This window comes from Lysinibacillus sp. FSL R7-0073 (genome assembly GCF_038009065.1).
GTDB lineage: Bacteria > Bacillota > Bacilli > Bacillales_A > Planococcaceae > Lysinibacillus > Lysinibacillus fusiformis.
Map to the genome: position 1 here is coordinate 2,045,358 of NZ_JBBPAS010000001.1, position 21,319 is coordinate 2,066,676.

24 protein-coding genes are annotated in these 21,319 nt (G+C 36.2%); 11 read left to right on the forward strand and 13 right to left on the reverse strand.

All coding sequences use genetic code 11. The features are described from left to right. The first annotated feature begins 10 nt into the window (after positions 1-10). Together MKY88_RS09930 and MKY88_RS09935 are read left to right on the forward strand one after the other, a co-directional pair. Positions 11-1,048: a threonine aldolase family protein gene (locus MKY88_RS09930; protein ID WP_258268511.1), complete on the forward strand. Its 1,038-nt coding sequence runs from the start codon at positions 11-13 to the stop codon at positions 1,046-1,048. 96 nt (positions 1,049-1,144) lie between these two features. Further along, complete coding sequence (locus tag MKY88_RS09935; protein ID WP_328205110.1) at positions 1,145-1,696, forward strand: DUF1697 domain-containing protein; 552 nt, start codon at positions 1,145-1,147, stop codon at positions 1,694-1,696. A 576-nt stretch (positions 1,697-2,272) separates the two neighbouring features. Here MKY88_RS09935 and MKY88_RS09940 read toward each other — a convergent pair. Then, positions 2,273-2,473: a hypothetical protein gene (locus tag MKY88_RS09940; protein WP_258268514.1), complete on the reverse strand. Its 201-nt coding sequence runs from the start codon at positions 2,471-2,473 to the stop codon at positions 2,273-2,275. A 164-nt stretch (positions 2,474-2,637) separates the two neighbouring features. Between MKY88_RS09940 and MKY88_RS09945 the strand changes: the two genes are divergently transcribed. Beyond that, complete coding sequence (locus tag MKY88_RS09945) at positions 2,638-3,441, forward strand: SDR family NAD(P)-dependent oxidoreductase (protein ID WP_328205107.1); 804 nt, start codon at positions 2,638-2,640, stop codon at positions 3,439-3,441. 66 nt (positions 3,442-3,507) lie between these two features. Here the strand turns inward: MKY88_RS09945 and MKY88_RS09950 are convergent, their stop codons facing one another. The 8 genes from MKY88_RS09950 to MKY88_RS09985 all read right to left on the reverse strand — a co-directional run bounded on the left by MKY88_RS09950 (position 3,508) and on the right by MKY88_RS09985 (position 8,889). Beyond that, complete coding sequence (locus tag MKY88_RS09950) at positions 3,508-4,011, reverse strand: DinB family protein (protein ID WP_328205105.1); 504 nt, start codon at positions 4,009-4,011, stop codon at positions 3,508-3,510. Between the two features lie 77 nt (positions 4,012-4,088). Next, positions 4,089-4,286 (reverse strand): hypothetical protein, encoded by a 198-nt coding sequence (locus tag MKY88_RS09955; RefSeq protein ID WP_328205103.1) that lies wholly within the window; start codon positions 4,284-4,286, stop codon positions 4,089-4,091. Positions 4,287-4,419: 133 nt separating this feature from the next. Next, positions 4,420-5,292 (reverse strand): DMT family transporter, encoded by an 873-nt coding sequence (locus MKY88_RS09960; protein WP_340813520.1) that lies wholly within the window; start codon positions 5,290-5,292, stop codon positions 4,420-4,422. 541 nt (positions 5,293-5,833) lie between these two features. Further along, positions 5,834-6,793 (reverse strand): bile acid:sodium symporter family protein, encoded by a 960-nt coding sequence (locus MKY88_RS09965; protein WP_258268519.1) that lies wholly within the window; start codon positions 6,791-6,793, stop codon positions 5,834-5,836. A gap of 113 nt (positions 6,794-6,906) precedes the next feature. Continuing rightward, on the reverse strand, positions 6,907-7,332 hold the full coding sequence (locus tag MKY88_RS09970; protein ID WP_340814814.1) for a GNAT family N-acetyltransferase: 426 nt from the start codon (positions 7,330-7,332) through the stop codon (positions 6,907-6,909). A 216-nt stretch (positions 7,333-7,548) separates the two neighbouring features. Further along, the gene (locus tag MKY88_RS09975) at positions 7,549-7,743 is read right to left on the reverse strand and encodes a hypothetical protein (protein WP_258268520.1); all 195 of its coding nucleotides are present in this window, start codon (positions 7,741-7,743) and stop codon (positions 7,549-7,551) included. A gap of 108 nt (positions 7,744-7,851) precedes the next feature. Beyond that, positions 7,852-8,160 (reverse strand): hypothetical protein, encoded by a 309-nt coding sequence (locus tag MKY88_RS09980; protein ID WP_258268521.1) that lies wholly within the window; start codon positions 8,158-8,160, stop codon positions 7,852-7,854. A 276-nt stretch (positions 8,161-8,436) separates the two neighbouring features. Next, positions 8,437-8,889, reverse strand: a complete 453-nt coding sequence (locus MKY88_RS09985) for a CBO0543 family protein (protein ID WP_309138010.1) — start codon at positions 8,887-8,889, stop codon at positions 8,437-8,439. A gap of 149 nt (positions 8,890-9,038) precedes the next feature. Between MKY88_RS09985 and MKY88_RS09990 the strand changes: the two genes are divergently transcribed. Next, positions 9,039-9,293, forward strand: a complete 255-nt coding sequence (locus MKY88_RS09990) for a hypothetical protein (protein WP_340813522.1) — start codon at positions 9,039-9,041, stop codon at positions 9,291-9,293. Between the two features lie 300 nt (positions 9,294-9,593). Then, positions 9,594-11,366 carry an oleate hydratase gene (locus tag MKY88_RS09995; protein WP_328205094.1) on the forward strand — a complete coding sequence of 591 codons (1,773 nt, stop codon included), beginning with the start codon at positions 9,594-9,596 and terminating at the stop codon, positions 11,364-11,366. A gap of 163 nt (positions 11,367-11,529) precedes the next feature. On the opposite strand, the gene MKY88_RS10000 is transcribed toward MKY88_RS09995, so the two are convergent. Then, a complete protein-coding gene (locus tag MKY88_RS10000; RefSeq protein ID WP_258268523.1) occupies positions 11,530-11,991 on the reverse strand; it encodes a GNAT family N-acetyltransferase in 462 nt (153 codons plus the stop codon). Between the two features lie 78 nt (positions 11,992-12,069). On the opposite strand from MKY88_RS10000, the gene MKY88_RS10005 reads away from it, so the two are divergent. Together MKY88_RS10005 and MKY88_RS10010 are read left to right on the forward strand one after the other, a co-directional pair. After that, on the forward strand, positions 12,070-12,468 hold the full coding sequence (locus MKY88_RS10005; RefSeq protein WP_328205091.1) for a pyrimidine dimer DNA glycosylase/endonuclease V: 399 nt from the start codon (positions 12,070-12,072) through the stop codon (positions 12,466-12,468). Positions 12,469-12,484: 16 nt separating this feature from the next. Next, complete coding sequence (locus MKY88_RS10010; RefSeq protein WP_328205087.1) at positions 12,485-13,105, forward strand: HAD family hydrolase; 621 nt, start codon at positions 12,485-12,487, stop codon at positions 13,103-13,105. Between the two features lie 35 nt (positions 13,106-13,140). On the opposite strand, the gene MKY88_RS10015 is transcribed toward MKY88_RS10010, so the two are convergent. Next, on the reverse strand, positions 13,141-13,611 hold the full coding sequence (locus tag MKY88_RS10015; protein WP_193831743.1) for a DinB family protein: 471 nt from the start codon (positions 13,609-13,611) through the stop codon (positions 13,141-13,143). Positions 13,612-13,972: 361 nt separating this feature from the next. Here MKY88_RS10015 and MKY88_RS10020 point away from each other — a divergent pair, with 361 nt between their 5' ends. Continuing rightward, positions 13,973-14,668 carry a hypothetical protein gene (locus MKY88_RS10020; protein ID WP_051889636.1) on the forward strand — a complete coding sequence of 232 codons (696 nt, stop codon included), beginning with the start codon at positions 13,973-13,975 and terminating at the stop codon, positions 14,666-14,668. A 9-nt stretch (positions 14,669-14,677) separates the two neighbouring features. Next, positions 14,678-14,875: a hypothetical protein gene (locus MKY88_RS10025; protein WP_031419964.1), complete on the forward strand. Its 198-nt coding sequence runs from the start codon at positions 14,678-14,680 to the stop codon at positions 14,873-14,875. Between the two features lie 737 nt (positions 14,876-15,612). On the opposite strand, the gene MKY88_RS10030 is transcribed toward MKY88_RS10025, so the two are convergent. Then, on the reverse strand, positions 15,613-15,840 hold the full coding sequence (locus tag MKY88_RS10030) for a hypothetical protein (RefSeq protein WP_328205081.1): 228 nt from the start codon (positions 15,838-15,840) through the stop codon (positions 15,613-15,615). Positions 15,841-15,941: 101 nt separating this feature from the next. Further along, positions 15,942-16,106, reverse strand: coding sequence for a YjcZ family sporulation protein (locus MKY88_RS10035; protein ID WP_340813529.1), 165 nt, complete (start codon positions 16,104-16,106; stop codon positions 15,942-15,944). 389 nt (positions 16,107-16,495) lie between these two features. On the opposite strand from MKY88_RS10035, the gene MKY88_RS10040 reads away from it, so the two are divergent. Together MKY88_RS10040 and MKY88_RS10045 are read left to right on the forward strand one after the other, a co-directional pair. Next, complete coding sequence (locus MKY88_RS10040; RefSeq protein ID WP_340814815.1) at positions 16,496-19,714, forward strand: collagenase; 3,219 nt, start codon at positions 16,496-16,498, stop codon at positions 19,712-19,714. Between the two features lie 138 nt (positions 19,715-19,852). Then, positions 19,853-21,210, forward strand: a protein-coding gene (locus tag MKY88_RS10045) for an IS3 family transposase (protein WP_340812835.1) whose coding sequence is annotated in 2 segments (ribosomal slippage) — positions 19,853-20,306 and positions 20,306-21,210 — 1,359 coding nt in all. Because the reading frame shifts where the segments join, the coding sequence is not laid out codon by codon here. Positions 21,211-21,319 lie beyond the last annotated feature (109 nt).

Here is a 21,319-nt window from a genome sequence, read left to right on the forward strand (position 1 = left end):
GGGAAAAGATATGATACGATTTGAAAATGATTATGCAGAAGGCGCCCATCCGCAAATTTTGAAAAAATTAGTGGAAACCAATGAGGAGCAATCACCTGGTTATGGGATGGATGAGCATTCGGAAAGAGCTAGAGCGTATATCAAAAAAACGATAGCGGCTGAACAGGCAGACGTTCATTTTTTAGTTGGTGGCACGCAGACGAATACAACTGTGATCTCCTCCATCCTACGTCCTCATCAAGGTGTTATTGCTGCAACTACAGGCCATATTGCTGTCCATGAGACGGGGGCAATTGAAGCGACCGGTCATAAAGTGCTTACTTTGCCTAGTGATGATGGCAAAATAACGGCCGCACAGGTTAAAGCATGCTATGACGCGCACTGGCATGATGGCACACATGAACATATGGTACAGCCAGGCTTAGTGTACATATCACATCCAACAGAAAATGGAACAACCTATAGTAAAGCTGAATTAACTGCATTAAGTAAAGTTTGCCGGGATTGTGGATTGCCATTGTTTCTAGATGGTGCCCGTTTAGGCTATGGTTTAGTAGCACAGGATAATGATTTATCTTTAGCAGATATCGCTCAGCTTTGCGATGTATTTTATATAGGTGGTACAAAAATGGGTGCACTATTCGGCGAAGCGGTCGTAATCGTGAATCCTGCCTATCAACGAGATTTTCGCTATATGATCAAACAAAGAGGTGGGCTGCTTGCAAAAGGCAGATTACTAGGTCTTCAGTTTGAAACATTATTGGAGGATCATCTTTATTTGGATATTGCCCAACATGCGGTAGAGATGGCAATGCTTATTCAGCAAGCATTTATCAATAAAGGCTTTGCATTACGCTATGATTCGAAAACCAATCAGCAATTCCCGATTTTGCCGAATGATTTACTTAAGACATTAGGCGAAAAATATTCATTCTCTGTTTGGGAATCATTCGATGAAACACATACGGTTGTTCGCTTTTGTACAAGCTGGGCGACAAAAAAAGAAAATGTGGAGCGTTTAATAAAGGACATTGAGCGTCTAGCATAATGATTAAACTGCACGGGGACTTCCTAGGTGCAGTTTTTTCCTATTATTCCCTAATTATTGTTGTTATAATGAGATTAGGGAGAAAGGTGGCAGTGTATGATTAACTATGTAGCATTACTGAGAGGGATTAATGTAGGTGGACATAATAAAATAAAAATGGCTGACTTAAGGGAAGCTCTAATACCGCTAGGATTGCAAAACATTCGTACCTATATTCAAAGTGGAAATATTCTTTTTCAATCGACCGAATCAGAGGAAGTTTTGCAGAAGCAAATTCATGAAACAATCCAAATAAACTTTGATATTACAAGTACAGTCATCATTAGAACCGCTGAGGAATTTCAGCATATCGTCAACAATTGCCCATTTTCACCGCAAGACATCGCTGAAGCAAGTGCCACAGCAATGGGGGAAAGCCTACATGTTGCCTTATTACCTGCTGCCCCTACAAAAGAAAATCGTGATAAGTACTTATCATATGAAAATGATCAAGAGCGTTGTGTCATCATTGGCAGAGAGGTCTATCTTTTATTTTACAATAGCATCCGCAACGCCAAACTTAGCCAACAATTGCCCAAGCTCGAAGTGCCCGCAACGGTTCGTAATTGGAAAACTATCATGAAGCTTACGTCAATGTTTGAATCATGAAACGAGCTCAATTAAGTTATTTTCTTTATCCAATTATCTACTTCATTGTAAGAACGATCAATCAATGGAGGAAACAATCATCTATTACATGGGGCGAAAACGTAACAATGATGATAATCACGATGGTCATCATATATCTCTTTATTCTGCTGTGGAATTGGTCAAAAAAGCCGTATCAATGGGGGAAGAAAAATAATAAGGGAACATAAAAACGGGAGCAACTTTCATTTCTTTTGAAAGGATGCTCTCGTTTTATTTTTTTCAAAACGGTTTACTTAGGAAAGGGCTCGTAATGGCTGTGTTAATAAAGTAAACGATCACATAAAAAAGCTGTAGCGAGGTTATTCGCTACAGCCAAGAATTGGTTGACCCTTTGAGGTTTTCCAATGTATTATAGCATAATTATTTATTTTTTGCATAGAAGGGGAGGAATGAAGTGTTTCGCATTGTAACACTTCATCGATCTTCCACCATCCACTGTCTATCGATGAGCAGATAAAAATAACCAATTACCTCATTTTTTTGTCTTTAACCTATTCGCTACCTCATTTTTTTGTCTTTAACCTATTCGCTACCTTATTTAAATTTCTCTGGCTTAGCTACTTTGATGGATGCAGCTTCCCCACATTTTGTGCAGAACGTTAAAATAAGTGGAGATCCAGTAGCCATAATTGAACCGAACGGCCGTATATTTCCTTCACTCGTGAAACTGCCAATTTGTCCTGACGCAAAGGCATCGTTTCCACAAGCTTTACAATTCACTTTATTATTTTCCATATGAACACCTCTTTATGTAATATATGTAAATAGTAACATAAAAGAGTTGGCGCAGGTAATCAATGAGCTTGTCTTTTTAGTTTAAGAATAAATAGTTTAATGTTAAACTACTTTACGGAAAGAAAGAGTTGGTTGCTCTTTTTTGTTAGAAGGAGGAATTAAATATGAATCGTGTACAAAATAAAGTAGCATTAGTAACAGGTGGCGCATCAGGAATTGGTTTATCTGCAGCTACCTTATTAGCCAAGGAAGGCGCAAAGGTTGTTATTGCGGATTTCAATATAGATGGTGCTCAAGAAGCGGCACATTGTTTAGGGAAAGAAGGTTACGAAGCTTCAGCGATTTTCCTTGATGCAGGGGATGCTTCTTCGATTGAAGCGGCGGTGAACTTCACGGTTGAACAATACGGCACATTAACAGTACTGTTTAACAATGTTGGTTTAACAAACTTGCAGAAGGATTTAGATGTTGTGAATATCGACTTAGATGAATGGGATCGTTTAGTCAATGTGAATTTAAAATCCATTTTACTCGGAAGTCGTTTTGCAATTCCACATATGCAAAAGGCAGGTGGGGGCTCTATTATTAACACAGCTTCGATGGCTGCATTCGCTAGTGATCAAATCCGTACAGCCTATGGTGCTACAAAGGCAGGAGTGGTAAATATGACGAAGAACATTGCCACTCAATATGGCAAAGATAAAATTCGCTGTAATGCGGTCGCACCAGGTCTCATTTTAACACCAGCAGCAAAAAATAATATGCCAGATGAAATGCTAGCGATCTATTCTAAATTTAATGCCCTCCCATACCATGGCGAAGCAGATGATATCGGTCACGCAGTGGTATTTTTAGCCTCGGACGAATCGAAATTTATGACAGGTCAAACCATGCAAATTGAAGGTGGCCATTATTTAGCAAACCCAACCATTGCAGACACAAATAATTGGTTAGCTACTCTTAAATAAGCTCTCAAAAAAGAGGTTGTCCTTCAATGGGCAACCTCACTTTGAATGTTGTCTGTCTAGCTTCTTTTACATTTTGGGGGCTTGCAATCCGAACTGTGCCCATTCCTCTTTGGCGGGACCATAAATGCCTGGAACAGCTAAGCCGGCTTGACGCATTAGCACAGTCATTTGTCCACGATGATGACTTTGATGCTGCAATAAAAATAATAACAGGGAACCGTTAGGGATGGATTGACCAATAAATTCAATCGTTTCATTCATGGTCTGGTCTGTCCATTGTGTTTTTACAGCATCGATAAAGGCATTACTCGCTTGATGATAACTATCTGCAATCAATTGAGCTGAAGTGGGAACAGGAAAATCCTCTGCTGGTGCCTCGAATGTTAGATCAGTATTGGCAGAAATAATTCGAATAGCTGTGACAGTATGCCAAGCTATACGTCCTAAAGTCCAATGTCCAGCAGTTATTGCTTGATGAAGTGATTCATCGGTAAGCTGGTGGAGTAAATTTTGCGTAGCAGTAGCTTCAAATGTCCAAGATTGTAAAAAATGCTCTACTGTTTGAAACATAAAAAAACCCTCCTAAAATGAAGTCTTCCACCTAATTATATAGTTTTTATGAATAAGTAGGATTATTTTTCCACAAATTATGTTCCTAAAAGAAAAACAATATAAAGTACGGTATAAACAGGAAGTGCGGTCGAAGTAACGATATACATAGTCCATTCACCAATCGTCAGTTTTCTTTTCCATCTCGTTAATTTAAGGTGTCTGCGATACACCATACTAGAAATAAGTATGAGTAGAAACGATAGTTCCTTTAAGGAATCTAAAAAGGTGATCAAATCATCAGCTCCTTTAGGCTGTTGCAATATATGAGCCGAGCTATAGGAACATGACTACAAAAAACGTCATAACCGCCGGTAGCTAGATCAAGAAAAAAGTGCGCCTCTATACAAGATAGAAACGCACATACTTTTACTCTTCTCGAATGACTATAAATACACCGCTAAAAATGAAAAGCGAGCCCAACCAAAATGAAAGACCAATCGTCTCCCCTAAAAGGAGCCAGCCTAATAATGTGCCTACAATAGGCTGAAAGAAGAAAAATAAGCCCCCACTAGAAGCATTCATTAGTTGAAGCCCTTTATTCCACAATAAAAAACCACCAGCAGTTGAAACAATACCTAAATATAGTAAGCCACCTGAGATTGTTGGCTGCACAACAATGGATAGATCCATCTCTTTTAACCTTGGAATGACAAAAGGCGTCAATAGTATGACGGCAATCAAAGAAGAATAGGTTGTCACTACAATTTGAGAGTAATGACTTGGAAATTTTTTGACTAGGACAGACATCAATGCCCATGTTACTGCAGCAAGCAATAAGTAGAGTCCACCTAATTGTTGGGTTAAATCAATTCCGCCATGGCCTACAATTACACCAACACCAATCGTTGCTAGGATAATAGACAAGCATTTTTTGACGGTTATGTCTTCCTTTAATATGACACGTGCAAAGACAACCATAAAAGCAGGTGTTGTAGCCGTAATAATTGCACCCATTTGAGCAGTGGAAAGCATGGTGCCTATTTCTTGGGTAACAATCGAAATCGTATTCCCGATGAGACCGACAAGAAAAATAAGGAGCCAATCCTTTTTGGCAATTTTCCAAGATTGTTTCATCATAATGCCAATCAAACCAAGTGCAAAGACGGCAATCACATACCGAATCCAAACAAGCTCTAACGGTGGCACGACCTCCACCACTACTTTGACAACTACATACATTGCGCCCCAAATACTCGCCGCAAGCGATAAAAAGAGGGCGCCGATTATTTTATTTCTCATGTTTTTTCCTCCGTTTTCATAGTTACCTATGTCCTTAACGGAGAAAAAGCGCTTCTACCGTTAAGGAAGAAGAAGTGCTGGAACGTCCTGTTCAAATAATGGAGCATACATCATCTAGATCACACCATCCTATTCATATTTTTTTATAAGTATAAGGAGAAAGTCATTGATTTCATCGAGGCTATTCACTAGTTTCGAGCTGTTCTAAACAACGATACAATACTAAAAACAAAGCCTATGAATCCACAAACGAAGAACATATAAGCTACAAGTAGGGACATAGCTTCCAAGTTATCGGTAAAAATTTTATAGGCTCCTAATAAAAATAATGCTAAGCCGCTAATTAAACAAATGAAAATCCTACTCTTAACAGTCATAATATCACCCCTGAAAATTAGATTGGCGAATGAAACTCGATACATTCCACTTCTTCTTTGCTCTGTTAAGGGTTAGACAGCCTAAAAAAGCAATAAAAGAGGAGTGGCACCAATAAAACTAAAATAGCTCCTATTCCATAAACAGAAATAGCTGTGATCATGTCCTAATGCGAAACTTGATTTTCATCCATCAAAGCGGTTCTTTTTATCACCATTTTACTAAAGATTGAAGCAAGCACTTGTTGAAATAACATGCCAAACACGACAGGCATTGCTACTTTACCTGGGAAGTATGTTGTAGCAACAATGACCCCAACAGCAATATTTCTCATACCTCCAGTATAGACAAATGTAGACATATTTGAATAGTCTTTTAACAGATAGCGACCTATGAAAAAGGCGAAAACATAGCCTGATACAGCAATCAGAAACACTAATAATATAACGAACAATAGGTGTAGATTAAAATCCTTCAAGTATGGAGCGATTGCACTGCTATTAATTAAAATGACGGCAAATAAACATAGCTTTGAAAAAGGCGCAAGCTTCTTTCCAATTTTCTTTGGTATTTCTCCCTTTGACCATTCATTCACCAATATACCTATAATCGTCGGCAAGACAATCATTAATAGTAAGTTAAGTATAAGCGATAGTAAGTCTAATTCAATTTTTTCACCCGATACAAAGAAGAGAATTAAAGGGAGAATGAATGGAGAAAGTAGCGTATCGATTAAAATTATCGATAAGCCTAACGGTAAGTTTCCTTTGCAAATATTGATCCAAATAACACTTGTAACGCCTGTTGGAAGTGCAACCGCTAAAACAAAGCCGACCGTTAACAAATGGTCGTCAAAGATAACAGTGGATAAGAAATACGCCCATAACGGCATTAATAGGTGAAGAAAAATAATGGAGAAGATAATAAGTCCGGGATGCTTCACAAAGATTTTTACATCTTTAAATTTCATATGTAAGCTTCCTGAAAATGTCATGAATGCAAATAGCCATGATACGAGGAATAATAAACTTTGTCCTATGCTTTCTAATAATACACCTAAAATTAAACTTAATGGTGTTAAGATCGCAATGTATTTCTGGAGAAATACATTTAATTTTTCTAACATCAAAAGACCTTCTTTTTCATCTGATTTTATACCCTTATTATAATAATAACAATAAGAATAGGGGGAGGATAGGCAAATAAAAAAGCAGAAGGTTTACTTCTGCTCGAAAATGACTATCGCTGTAAATGGAGTATGGGATAAGGACGACCTTGACCATCCATTGGAGATTCACCGATAATGGAAAATCCATTTTTTACGTAAAATATTTTCGCATATTCATTGTCTTTATTAACATCAACCGATTGGACATCAAAATTTTGGATAAGTTGTTGAATGATTTGTTTGCCATATCCTTTTCCGATTTCATGAGGATTTAAAAACAACATTTCTACATGTTGATGTTGTATGGCTGAAAACCCTATAAAAGCTGTATCTATATACCATAGCTGGACATTAAGATGGGGGAAATATGAAGGGATTTCCTTCTTTATCGCCTGTAAATCCTCTTGCTTTAGAAAATCATGTGTCGCTAATACGGATTGTTCCCAAAGTTTTAAAATACTATCATAGTCATGACTTGTCGCTTGTCTCATTTGCATCATTTCATAGCTCCTCTATAATTTTTTATCACGCTCCTTCCCATTTCTTATTTTATAATCTTCATGACATAGCTCCAGGACATATACAATAACATGTAATCACTCATTCCAATGTGATATTTTTCTATAGTATAGCAAATTATTCAATCAAACAGCCCTTCAAAATGGAAGGGGACTGTTCGTGGAGGTTGAAATTTCCCTGCAAGTCCAAGGGATTTATCGAATATTGATTTGTCTTTTATCAGTTTCCTTCGTAAAAGGAATCCGTACAATACCGACAATTAATAAGATATTGCCTGTCCATCTTAGCCATAAATAATAGGGATGATCCTTTAACAGAAACAGCGAAATGAGGATAATAATCATCCCAATACTAATTAGCAACTTTATATAAATCGGTATTTTTGACATTCATCTACCTCCTTTTATAAAAAACTATTTGAATTTATAGAAGTGAGAGAGGGAAAATAATACGAAACACGTAGTAGCCCCATAACAGAGTTACTACGGTATTCGGTTTTATACTTCATTTCGTTTAAAAATAAGAACGAGGATATTTAATAGGATCGTACTAACTAATAAGAATAGGACAGCCAGTACGGAACTTCTTGTGATATCCATAAGAGCACTCCAATCCTCAATCTTCACAAGATAAAAATTGTAAAATAATTGGAAACTTATCGAAATGGCACAAGCACTTAGACTTAATATGCTTATCATTAATCTATAATTTTGGATTTGTTTCGGAGTAGCTGAAAGAATAGCAATGGGTAACAATATTGCTATGAATCCAAGGACTAAGCTTCCTACATTTAGCATACTAATCATTAACATTTCCTCCTTTTTAACATGAAAACGAAATAGAGAGGGAAATGTTTCAATATATTGTAAATTTTAAGTTTACTAAATCTTCCTACTAACTTATGTAAGTCCTATTAAACATATGAAGGGTCACTTTGGTTAGAAGTGACCCTAAGTAACAAATCAGGAGGTTGTTAAACTAGTTTAGCTTAACACTACTATATATATGATGAGTTCAAGTAGTATATCTAGTTGATTGCCTCTTCAGTAGAAATAAAAACTATATTGAAGGAAAATTGAAGATTATTTGAGGACACTTATTTTCAGTAAAAATCTATAATACCCATATAAAAATAAATAAGGGAGCAAATAGGAGAAAAAGGTAAAATAAATATTCCATCCGTTTCGGTATATGACCCTATCAAAGAAAACAAATATCCCTTCTAAAAAAGTGGTGAGCAAAGTCATTAATAATAGAACCAAAAAAGGTTTGTTCATTTTTTTTATGGAATATATACAGTAGCAGGATAAGACAGGGTATATGCCAACATCAAAGGGTAGTGTAGCAAAACTTTTTTGTTGGGGAAAAGGTAGCACCTCCCAAAAATCGAAATAAAAGCCGAGAGAATTCATGAGATAGGCAACGACGCTAAAAAATGGAGCCACTAAAAAAAACAACATTTTATCTTTTTTGTATAGATGCATGAGACAGATAATCCATGGAATAAGAAAAACTAAAAATAAATGTAAAATCATCTTTTACCCTTTCATTACTAACGAATTAATCTTTATTAGTATTACTGCAGAACCTTAGAAACATACAGATGTTGGTGATGTGGAATATAACTATACGTCAAAAAAATTTTAATTGATGTGGACAATAATGAGGACGGGAGTTGAACAAAGTGAGTGGAATTGATAAACGAAATCGATTAAGTGAGGAGCCATTTACGTATCAAATTACCAAAAAAGGGACTGTCGTTATTCATTATGAGGGGAAACAAATTAAAGTGGTTAAGGAAAAAAAGGCTGAGCGTCTTTTAGCAAAAATCCATGAAGCGGAACAACAGACAATAGAAGTTCAATTACTATTAGCGAAAATGACAGGCAATTTTAAAAGAGGTAATGAAAAATTAGGTAAACATAAAAGGGAATTTTAACTATGGAAAATCAAAATTTTGTGATGAATGGTTTTTTGATATAATATTTATGCAATTTAAGTTCCAATTAATGTATTTATTTTTTCCTTTTTAAGTCATTGGTCTAGGGACGGAACGTAATTTTCATACTTAATTATCCACTTATAAAAATACAAATAGTTGTCATGTCCAATGATAGGGGGCTTCGAGTAGAGGGCTTTCTTTTGAATTTGAATATTTTGTTAATCATTCGCTCGTTTTACCATTTCTATGGCAATACATGTTATTCTATATTGGAATAATAAATATGGAGGCGGTAATATGTATTACAGCAATGGTAACTATGAAGCTTTCGCACGTCCTAAAAAATCGGAGGGAGTAGATGAAAAATCTGCTTATCTAATTGGTTCGGGCCTAGCCTCGCTGTCAGCAGCATGTTTTTTAATTCGTGATGGCCAAATGAAAGGTGAGAACATTCATATTCTCGAAGAGTTAGATATTTCAGGAGGTAGTCTGGATGGCATACTTAATCCGACGAGAGGGTTTATTATTCGTGGTGGTCGAGAAATGGAAGATCATTTTGAATGCTTATGGGATTTATTCCGTTCCATTCCTTCATTAGAAGTAGACAATGCTTCTGTTTTAGATGAATTTTATTGGTTAAACAAAGAGGACCCCAATTATTCAAAGTGTCGTTTAATAAAAGATAGAGGTCAAAGACTTGAAGATGATGGTAAGTTCACCTTATCGGATCAGTCATCTGAGGAAATGATTAAGTTATTCTTTACGCCTGAGGAAAAGTTAGAGGATAAAAAAATCACAGATGTTTTCTCAGAAGAGTTTTTTGAATCGAACTTTTGGCTGTATTGGTCTACTATGTTTGCCTTTGAAAAGTGGCATTCAGCAATGGAAATGCGCCGTTATATTATGCGTTTCATTCACCATATTGGTGGATTACCAGATCTATCAGCATTGAAATTTACGAAATATAACCAGTATGAATCATTAGTGCTACCGATGATAAAATATTTAGAAAGTCATGATGTTGATTTTCAATATAATACAGTAGTAGAGAATGTTTTGGTAGATAAAGTGGGCGACAAAAAAATAGCTCATACATTAGTTTTAAGAAAAAATGGTGAGAAAAAGAATATTGAGCTAACAGAAAATGAATTGGTGTTTGTGACAAATGGTAGTATCACGGAGAGTACAACATACGGGGATAATTATACACCAGCCCCGGTAAATAAAGAATTAGGTGGAAGCTGGTCACTGTGGAAAAACATCGCCGCTCAAGATACTGACTTTGGACGACCAGAAAAATTCTGTGATAATCTTCCAGAAGAAAGCTGGTTTGTTTCCGCCACTCTAACGACTTTAGACGATCGTGTGGCTCCTTATATTGAAAAAATTAGTAAACGGGACCCGTATGCAGGCAAAGTAGTAACTGGAGGTATTGTCACAGCAACAGATTCTAATTGGATGCTAAGCTATACGTTAAATCGACAACCTCACTTTAAACATCAACCAAAAGACCAATTAGTCGTTTGGATTTATGGTTTACTATCAAATAAACCAGGTGATTTTATTAAAAAAAGCATTACCGAATGTTCAGGTATTGAGATAGCACAAGAGTGGTTATATCATATGGGTGTACCAGTTGATGAAATTCCAGACATCGCACAAAATTCTTGTAATACGATTCCATGCTATATGCCTTATATCACCTCTTATTTCATGCCAAGAGCAATGGGGGATCGTCCACTAGTTGTGCCAAAAGGATCTGCTAATCTAGCCTTCATTGGCAACTTTAGTGAAACCGCAAGAGATACAGTTTTTACTACTGAATATTCAGTAAGAACTGCGATGGAGGCAGTCTATCAATTATTAAATATTGATCGTGGAGTTCCAGAAGTATTTGCATCATCTTTTGATGTTCGCACTTTATTAGCTTCGACTGCCCGCTTACTAGATGGCAAAAAATTAACAGATATTGATGCGCCATTTATTTTAAAACAAATTGGTAAATTAGGAATTCACAAAACAAAAGATACGATTATTTATGACTTACTGAAAGAAAGTAAATTAATATAGACAAGTGGTACTGGCTGAAATCAGCTCACTCAATAGACAAAGTCTTTAAGGGGACTTTGTCTATTTTTATATATCTAAATCCCAGAAAGATTTAATGGAATTTAATAATATCATTAATAAAATTTTTGTAAAAAATGTTAATCCTACATTGCTTGAGAGTTCTCTACAATTCAAAGCGCATCGTATGATTCATATCCTTAAACCCAAGTCTTTCGTATAAAGCTATAGCTCCTTTATTTCCAGACAGAACGTTCAACTCCAAATAGTCCAATTTGCGAGTATCAGCCCATTTTTTCGCTTCTAATAGTAGGGCAGTACCAATCCCTTTACTTTGATATCGCTTTCCAACAATGACATCAATAATAAAAGCGTATTTGTATTCGACCATGCATGTATAACGAGGGGTCGTCATTTCCTTTAGTAATAAAAACCCTACAATTTCATGATCTTTTTCAGCGATTAAAATATCGGAATCATCCTCGATAATTGTAAAACGAATAAAATTGACATCTTGTTTAGTAGGTCTGATATATTTAGGTTGTAGAATGGACATTTCTAAAAAGAGCTCTTGGTATAACACCTCGATTTGTGGAATGGCATCAAGTGTGGCAATTTTTATTTCCATAGTAATATACCTCCATTTATGTTTTACTAATATGGAATATTTTACATGATTGGATGAATAATAGAAAGGGGAGAGAGCATGAGATTATGGCATATGGATTTAATAGCATTTCTACCAAAAGGGCAGCTACTTTCACAATGGCGAGAATTAAACAGTATATTTGCCAAGGAAGATAAGCATATACTCATTAATTATATATACGAATATCCTAAAGAAGACTTGTTTATTTATACGGAAATGGTCATTGGTGAAATGAAGAAGCGAGGCTATCAAATTAGAACATTTGAAAAGATGAATAAATATTTTGAGGAGTTAGGGGCGGTCGAGGCAAAAACACCTTTCAAGCAGCATCATAATAAGGAATATCTTGAAATTTGTTTTTATAATTTAAAAGAGAAGTATATACGCGGTCAGAAAGATTATGATGCGGACAAGTATCATCAATTATGTATGTTTGTAAACAACAATCATTTATAGGGAAGGTGGAATGGTCATGCTACAGGCGATAATTTTTGATGTAGATGGGACGATTTTGGATACAGAACAAGCGATATTACAGTCGCTGCAAAGGACATTACGTGAGGAAACAGAAAGAGAGTATGCTTTGGATGAATTACGGTTTGCCCTAGGCATTCCTGGGAAGGACACATTAAAACGGCTAAACGTTGATGATATAGAGACGGTTCATCAAAAATGGTCTGCAGCTGTTCTTGATTTTTCACAGGAGGTCTCGGTCTTTCCCAAATTGGAAGCGGTCATCCAATCTTTAGCAAGTGAACCATTACAGCTCGGCATTGTGACATCGAAAACAAGACAAGAAGTAACAGATGAGTTTAATCCTTTTGGGTTGAGTGATTATTTCACGCAAATTATTAGTGCCAGTGATACGGAGCAACATAAACCTCACCCAGAGCCTCTTTTATCCTGTCTGGAATTATTACAGGTAGCCCCTGAAGATGCTATTTATATTGGGGATTCGGTTTATGATCTGCAATGCGCAAAACAAGCAGGAGCGAAATTTGCCCTTGCCCTGTGGGGGGCAAAAACGACGAAGGGGTATGAAGAGGCAGATTATGTGTTACAGGAACCGACTGATATTTTAACGATCATTTAAAAAAGGTGTATCTACTAGTGATACACCTTTCATCATTAATCCCAAATATTCGGGATCGTCACTTGCGCTGTTCGTAAATAATCCAGTAATTGCCCCGTATGAACTGACTCATGGTAGGCAATCCTCAGCAACATATCTCCCAAATCTCTTATGTATCCTACATCTGAACGGTCAATTTGAATACTTGTCAAATCCTCATTAGCGAATGATTGAACCGTTTCCATAAATTCCAGTCGATAGGGAGCTGCTAATAATAGTTCGGCTTCTACAGTGGTGTAAGGAAGGTTTTCAAATGGTGATTCATAGTTAGCTAGACTACCCTTATTTTTAATCGCCTGGTGGTAATAATGTTCACTTTCAAGCACATGTCGTATCATCTCGATGCAAGACATTGCTTCATTATCGGGCTTCCAAAGTAACTTTTCTTGAGGGATTGACGTCCAAAGCTTAATACTACGTCTACGCACTTCCTTGAAATTTAATACAAGTACATCTATTGAGTTCATATTCTTCCTCCATTCGCTAGTATAATAAAATTATACACGAATATACGTTCTGTTGAAAGCTATTTCTACCAACCTAGAGGACGATTTTTCAATTGTTTATGTAAAAAATCTATAAACTTGGTTTGCGCTCTTTTTTTCTTCATCATCTGATTGACTCGCCAATTATGTTGAAGATATTTTCTAACGTGGCGATTGGCAAAAAATAATCTGCGATACCGATCATCTTTAAGGATTGAGAGTAGCAACAGATAATTCTTTTTAAGATTAAATGTAAAAAATTACTTTTTATAGAAGGGATATTCCAATTGGATGTTGAATTAATAAAGTGTGTAACAAAATACCAAAAATAGGAGGTTTTATTATGTCGAAGGCGAAAAAAATAATTTTGCCAGTATTAATGATCTTTACTATTTTTTGTTTAGGTTTTTCTCCAGCTCAAGATATGTCCGTGCAAGCTAAGGATTCTCCGAGTGTTGTTGTAGTTTCTGGCAAACTTGCTAAGGAATTGGTAAATGCAACGCTCCGAGCAGTCAAGGAGGGTGAAGTTGAGAATGTAGCTCCTGTGTCTGCTTTTGATTTGGAAGGTTCGAGTGTGTACACTGTTGGTGGTGGAGTTACGGTTGTTACAGTTCCTTTGCATGGGGATTATAGCCTTCCTAGTAATATAACAGTATTCTTCGATGAGGATAATACTGTATTACAAACAAATGAAATGTTGGTTACCAAGAATGATTTAGGAAACTTCCGAGTTGAGACGTATTTGGATGGATCACTTAGTAATTCTGTGGATACTGAGCTTGCATATATTACAGATGAAGAGATGCTTGCGGAGGAGCCAGTTATGGAAGCGATGGGTGTAGGAGCAGTGGCAAGTTGTCTTGGTGCAGTACTTGGCATTGGTGCTACGGCGGCATATATTATTGCAGTTGCGTGTGGTGGTTCGTGTGCAACACCGACACCAGTGACTGCTGCGATATGTGCTGCATGTATTGGTGCATATGCAGTTATTGGTGCCGGTGGTATTGCCGGAGCGGTAGCTTGTTTCAATTACCTGTGAGGTGAATAGATGCATAAGGTTTTGGCAATCTCGATTTTGGGAATGGGTATAACTGGGGCCGTTTTAATCATCTCGGTCGCGTTGTTATTCAAATCTCCAATTGGAAATGTGGTACTGATGGTTACAGCTGCTTCAACAATAGCATTCATTATATTCGCTGTTGCAGCTTTAGTATTTCGTCGGCGATTAGATGCAAAAAGAGAGTAATATATTTATTAAATTAATAAAGAGAATAAAAGGGGTTGGGAAAAAACAATCTCTACTTAAAAAGCCTGTGAATTTTTACGAACAGTTAAAATTCACAGGCTTTAAATTTTTATCTGAAGCTATTAGAAAATGGAAATTAAAGATTTAGTTTTATATATGGAAGAAGGAAATAAAGAACAAAAACAATGAAAAACAATAATAAATTAAACACTAGTCACAAAATAATATTAGGAGTGTATGTATTCGTAAATATAGCTACAATTTTCGCTTTCATTTTTGGTAGCGAATTAATAGAATATTTTGGTTTTATAAGGGGATTTTTTGTTATTATATTGTGCTTCATTATTGATGGTTCTGGGAAAATTCCTAAGCTTATATCGATGAGGATTTACTCAAAAACAAAAAACCTACTATATTTACAACTGATTATGTTCACTTTTTTTAGTTATGGCAAAACAATATTATTATGCTTACTTTCAATGTTAATAACGATTAACCAAATGAATGAAGTAGATCGTTCTTATCTCGCGTATTCAATGACCGAAAAATGGGAGGGGCACTCATTGAAAGTGCCCCATAGTAACAAATCAGGAGGTGCCTTGTTAAACGTTTTCGCTTAACATTACTATTTATATGATAAGATAATTAGGTTTTATAGACCATCATAACGATCTCGCAATAAAAACCAGATCTATTTATTGCCTTTAGGATAAATGTAAAAATAAACCAGATACCCTTTATTTAGGCGTTCCTGGTTTATTGTATGAATGAGGATGAAATTGTCTATGTAATAAATGAATGCCTATAAAAATACTGCTGACGCCGATGACTCTTAATAATACATTTTCGAGGAATTGCTTGTCGTCAACAGTGATTACGATGAACATGAGACCCATCGTTAGTAATGCAGAGCCAATGAACCCTTTTATGACTCTCATAAAGATGCTCGGTTTAAAATGCTGCAAAAACGAATCGCTCCTTTCTGAAAAGCAAAAGGATCACTAGGCTGGTTTAAGTGACCCTTTCATTATATTGAAGGGATATTTTTAGGTGCTAAAGGGAAGTATTAGTATCCACCACTCATAAAACTAGCGCCAACGATAATTAAAAGAATGAAAAGAACAACGATTAATACAAAAGATGAACCGTTATAGCTGCCGCCATTGTACCCGCCATAATAACAGCCGCCATTGTTCATATTACCTACATTTCCGCCGTATCCGTAACCCATTGAAAATCCCCCCTTTCTACAACCTATAATATGTAGGTGGGGAGGATAAAGAAATGTTATTTACCCTATACTAGCTTATTTATTTTCAAGAATATCATAAATAGAGGGGAATTTCCTTGCTTGTCTAGTGAGCCAAATAGGAAAAGAGGGGTATTCTTTCAGCTTGTATGATCGCTCCCTTTTGAAAAGAATCCGCATATCGGGTTCTTTTTTTAATAAGGAAACGATCTAAATGTGTCTTAGTGTTCAAAATATAGAAGAAAATATTCCTAAATATAACATTTAATGTTGATATTTTTACATAATATGTTATTTTAAAATAGGTAATATAGTACCAAATAATAACTATATTACCAAAAAATCTACACAGGACTATAGGAGGATATATGATGAAGAAAAAATTTACATTCAATCAGTTGTTAATTGGGGTTAGTACAATGGCAATTTCGTTAGGGGGGTTACAGGCGGAAGCATCTGCAGCAGAAAAAACGCCATATAATGTATTACAAATGAAACCTATTGGCATAGAAATGCCGAAAGATGAAATGGCGCATTCGACAAAGGCTGAAGAAACATTATCCTATGAAGAACGTTTAGAAATTGGAGATTTTTCACAACATCCAGCTCCCATTATAGAGCGCACGCATACACAGCAATTACAGGAGCAGTACTCGATGGCGGAGCTTAATAAAATGAACGATCGTGAGCTCATTCATACGCTCGGTAGTATACGTTGGTACCAAATCACAGACTTATTCCAATTCAATGATGACACAAAAGCTTTTTATCAAAATGAAGAGCGCATGCAAGTAATCATTAATGAATTAGGGAATAGAGGAAGTTCGTTTACGAAAGATGATTCAAAGGGTATCGAAACATTTGTTGAGGTACTTCGTTCTGCATTTTATGTAGCGTTTTATAATAATGAACTAGGTTATTTAAATGAGAGAAGTTTCCAAGATAAGTGTTTACCAGCATTAAATAAAATAGCCAAAAATCCAAACTTTATACTTGGTACAGCTGAGCAAGATAAAGTAGTATCTGCCTATGGGAAATTAATAGGTAATGCATCTAGTGATGTGGAGACCGTTCAACATGCTACGAAGATTTTAAAACAATATAATGAAAATCTTTCTACCTATGAAAGTGAGAATTCAAAAGGACAAGCTATTTACGATTTAATACACGGCATTGATTATGATTTGCAGTCGTATTTATATGAGGCTCGTAAAGAGGCCAATACAACGATGTGGTATGGGAAGATTGATAGCTTCATAGAGGAAGTTAATAGCATTGCTCTAATACATAATGTAACGGATAGCAATAGTTGGTTAATCAATAATGGTATTTATTATGCAGGGCGTTTAGGGCAGTTCCATAGCAATCCGAATAAAGGTTTAGAAGTTGTTACACAAGCGATGCATATGTATCCCTATTTAAGTGAAGCTTATTTTGTGGCAGTAGAGCAAATTACTACAAATTATGGTGGACATGACTTAAACGGAAATACGGTTGATTTACAAAATGTACGTGAAGAAGGAAAAAAACAGTATCTACCGAAAACATATACATTTGATGATGGATCAATTGTATTCAAAACGGGAGATCAAGTAGCGGAAGATAAAATTCAAAGATTATACTGGGCTGCAAAAGAGGTAAAGGCACAGTATCATCGTGTAATCGGGAATGATAAAGCACTAGAGCCAGGTAATGCTGACGATGTCTTAACAGTTGTCATTTATAACTCTCCCGATCAGTATCGATTAAACCGTCAATTGTACGGATATGAAACAAATAATGGTGGTATTTATATTGAAGAGACAGGAACATTCTTTACATATGAACGTACACCTGAGCAAAGTATTTATAGCTTGGAAGAGCTGTTCCGTCATGAATATACGCACTTTTTACAAGGCAGATTTGAGGTGCCTGGTCTATTCGGGACGGGTGATATGTACCAAAATGAGCGACTAACATGGTTCCAGGAAGGAAATGCAGAGTTTTTTGCTGGGTCAACACGTACAAATGACGTTGTGCCTCGTAAGAGCATTATTAGTGGGTTGTCACATGATCCATCACAACGTTATACAGCTGAACAAACAATGTTTGCCACATATGGTTCCTGGGATTTTTACAATTATTCATTTGCTTTACAGTCTTATATGTATACTCATCAATTCGATATGTTTGATAGAATTCAAGATTTAATTCGCGCGAACGATGTGAAAAATTATGATGCCTATCGTGACACTTTAAGTAAAGATTCACAGTTGAATATGGAATATCAAGCGTATATGCAGCAATTGATCGATAACCAAGAAACATACGAGGTGCCACAAGTAGCAGAGGATTATTTAATGCCGCATGAACCAAAAGCGTTAAACGAAGTACAGCAAGAAATTGTCGATATTGCACATGTGAAAGATGCAAATATGACCAAACACCAGTCTCAATTTTTTAATACGTTTACACTCGAGGGAACATATGTGGGTGGTGCTACACAAGGAGAATCTCAAGATTGGAAAACGATGAGTAAGCAAGTAAACCAAGTGCTAGAGCAACTGTCTCAAAAAGAGTGGAGCGGCTATAAAACAATGACTGCGTATTTTGTCAACTATCGTGTAAATGCGGCAAACCAGTTCGAGTATGATGTAGTCTTCCATGGCGTTTCCACTGATGACGGAGAAACGCAAGCACCAATTGTACAGGTAAATGGTCCATATACTGGCATCACCAATGAAAAAATTCAGTTTAACAGTGATGGGTCAAAAGATAAGGATGGAGAAATAGTTTCTTATCTTTGGGATTTTGGTGATGGAACAACAAGTGAAGAAGCAAATCCTACTCATGTATACGAAAATGAAGGAACTTACAAAGTGACGTTAACCGTGAAAAATAATAAGGGACAAGAAAGTAAAGGGCAAACAACTGCCACTGTACGGAAAGGAGGACAGACAGAGCAAGAACATGCGACGATCATTCCCTTTAATAAACCACTAAAAGGTAGCTTGATTGATAATGATACAAATGTCTATCAATTTGACATTACGTCGCCTGAAGAAATAGATATTTCTGTCGTAAATGAAAATCAAATTGGCATGACATGGGTGCTTTATCATGAATCTGATAAGCAAAACTATGTAGCGTATGGACAGGAAGATGGACAGATAATCAAAGGCAAGTTGAGTGCGGAACCTGGAAAGTATTATTTATACGTTTATAAATTTGATGATGAGAATGGGACATATACCGTTCAAGTACAAAATGGTACAAAAACTGAGGTAGAACCAAACAATCTTCCAGAAGAAGCCACTATGCTTCCATTTAATACACCACTAAACGGTAGTTTAATGGATGATGATCATACGGATGTATACGAATTCAATGTTACATCTCCAAAAGAAATAGATATTTCTGTTTTAAATGAAAACCGGATTGGCATGACATGGGTGCTTTATCATGAATCAGATAGCCAAAATTATGCGTCTTTTGGACAGGAAGACGGAAACATGATTAATGGTAAATTGAATGCAGAGCCTGGAAAGTACTATTTATATGTATATAAATTTGAGAATGAGAACGGAACATACACAGTTCATGTGCAGTAATGAATGGATAGAAAAGCAAATCGTAGTATAGCAGTATAAAAATATGCCGCTTAAACTGTAGACAAAAGCCATCGAGAAGTTCACTGAACTGCCCCGTAAAAGTTGGACATCAATCTAACTTTTACGGGGGTTTTTTTTATGGCAAAAGTAAGTGTTGAACAACGTATTCAAGCAGTTCAACGATATTTAAATGGAAATGAACCTATGATCGAAATTGCGAAAGATATAGGTGTGACAGCTCAGATTGTCAGTGAATGGGTTCGCCGTTATCAAAAAAATGGCGTAGAGACTTTCTTAAAGTCCTATACAAAATATTCAGCTGACTATAAAATGAATGTACTTAATTATATGAACGAGACAGGTACATCTTCGAGAGACACAGCTGCACTATTCAATATTTCATCTCCTGGCATGATTCGGAATTGGAAGTTGAAGTTTGAAGTTGGTGGTTATGATGCCCTTGTTTCTAAGAAAAAGGGGCATCCATCTATGAAAAAAGAGACAAAAAGAACAACGAAATCAACACCAGCTGAAGGATCTGTTGAGGCGTTAGAAGCACGAATCAAACAATTAGAAATGGAGAATGCGTACTTAAAAAAGTTGAATACTTTAGTTCAAATGCAAGAAAAATTACCAATCAAATCAAAGCGCAAGTAATTTATGAACTAAAGGAAATCTATGAAGTAGTGGAATTAATCAAAGTCGCTGATATTCCACGTAGTACGTATTATTACTGGGAAAAGCGTTTGAATCGTCATGATAAATACGCTGATGTGAAAGTCGCAATTCAGTCCATTTATCATGAACATAAGGGACGTTATGGTTATCGTCGGATCACCAAAGAACTAAAAAAATTTGGTATTCACCATGATCCGAAAACGATTAACTGCTTGATGAATGCCATTGGCATAAAGTGTGAAGTCCGCATGAAGAAATATCGTTCGTATAAAGGTAACGTCGGAAAAATTGCCCCAAACATATTACAACGCGATTTTACAGCGGAAAAAATGAACGAGAAATGGGTAACAGACGTGACAGAGTTCCATCTATTTGGTGAGAAACGCTATTTATCACCCGTCCTTGATCTATGTAATGGCGAAATCATTGCATACACGGTTATGAAGCGTCCAGTGTATAAACTAGTCCATAATATGTTAGAACAAGCATTGGAGCGCCTCGAATCAAGTGATCAAGTTATTCTTCATTCAGATCAAGGTTGGCATTATCAAATGAAAAAGTATCAACAAACATTAAAGCAACATGGTATTACGCAGAGTATGTCCCGTAAGGGTAATTGTTTGGACAACTCAGTCATCGAAAATTTCTTTGGCTTATTAAAATCTGAACTCCTGTATCTACAAGAATTTGAATCCATGGCACATTTTGAACAGGAACTCAACGACTATATTCACTACTACAATCACAAACGAATGAAAGAAAAATTAAAAGACCTAAGCCCGGTGGAGTACCGAACTCAGGTCTTAGCAGTTGCTTAACTAAATATGTCTAACTTTTTTGGGTCAGATCATCACTCTTGAAGGCTTTTGTCAATATAATAGCTAAAATCGGAGGGCGGCGACTCATGAAGTAGGCAGCTCGACCTCG

Coding starts and splice junctions, on each gene's coding strand:
- MKY88_RS09930 (WP_258268511.1), top strand. CDS start 11: ATGATACGATTTGAAAATGATTATGCAGAAGGCGCCCATCCGCAAATT.
- MKY88_RS09935 (WP_328205110.1), top strand. CDS start 1,145: ATGATTAACTATGTAGCATTACTGAGAGGGATTAATGTAGGTGGACAT.
- MKY88_RS09940 (WP_258268514.1), bottom strand. CDS start 2,473: ATGGAAAATAATAAAGTGAATTGTAAAGCTTGTGGAAACGATGCCTTT.
- MKY88_RS09945 (WP_328205107.1), top strand. CDS start 2,638: ATGAATCGTGTACAAAATAAAGTAGCATTAGTAACAGGTGGCGCATCA.
- MKY88_RS09950 (WP_328205105.1), bottom strand. CDS start 4,011: ATGTTTCAAACAGTAGAGCATTTTTTACAATCTTGGACATTTGAAGCT.
- MKY88_RS09960 (WP_340813520.1), bottom strand. CDS start 5,292: ATGAGAAATAAAATAATCGGCGCCCTCTTTTTATCGCTTGCGGCGAGT.
- MKY88_RS09965 (WP_258268519.1), bottom strand. CDS start 6,793: ATGTTAGAAAAATTAAATGTATTTCTCCAGAAATACATTGCGATCTTA.
- MKY88_RS09970 (WP_340814814.1), bottom strand. CDS start 7,332: ATGCAAATGAGACAAGCGACAAGTCATGACTATGATAGTATTTTAAAA.
- MKY88_RS09975 (WP_258268520.1), bottom strand. CDS start 7,743: ATGTCAAAAATACCGATTTATATAAAGTTGCTAATTAGTATTGGGATG.
- MKY88_RS09980 (WP_258268521.1), bottom strand. CDS start 8,160: ATGATTAGTATGCTAAATGTAGGAAGCTTAGTCCTTGGATTCATAGCA.
- MKY88_RS09985 (WP_309138010.1), bottom strand. CDS start 8,889: ATGATTTTACATTTATTTTTAGTTTTTCTTATTCCATGGATTATCTGT.
- MKY88_RS09995 (WP_328205094.1), top strand. CDS start 9,594: ATGTATTACAGCAATGGTAACTATGAAGCTTTCGCACGTCCTAAAAAA.
- MKY88_RS10000 (WP_258268523.1), bottom strand. CDS start 11,991: ATGGAAATAAAAATTGCCACACTTGATGCCATTCCACAAATCGAGGTG.
- MKY88_RS10005 (WP_328205091.1), top strand. CDS start 12,070: ATGAGATTATGGCATATGGATTTAATAGCATTTCTACCAAAAGGGCAG.
- MKY88_RS10010 (WP_328205087.1), top strand. CDS start 12,485: ATGCTACAGGCGATAATTTTTGATGTAGATGGGACGATTTTGGATACA.
- MKY88_RS10015 (WP_193831743.1), bottom strand. CDS start 13,611: ATGAACTCAATAGATGTACTTGTATTAAATTTCAAGGAAGTGCGTAGA.
- MKY88_RS10020 (WP_051889636.1), top strand. CDS start 13,973: ATGTCGAAGGCGAAAAAAATAATTTTGCCAGTATTAATGATCTTTACT.
- MKY88_RS10025 (WP_031419964.1), top strand. CDS start 14,678: ATGCATAAGGTTTTGGCAATCTCGATTTTGGGAATGGGTATAACTGGG.
- MKY88_RS10035 (WP_340813529.1), bottom strand. CDS start 16,106: ATGGGTTACGGATACGGCGGAAATGTAGGTAATATGAACAATGGCGGC.
- MKY88_RS10040 (WP_340814815.1), top strand. CDS start 16,496: ATGAAGAAAAAATTTACATTCAATCAGTTGTTAATTGGGGTTAGTACA.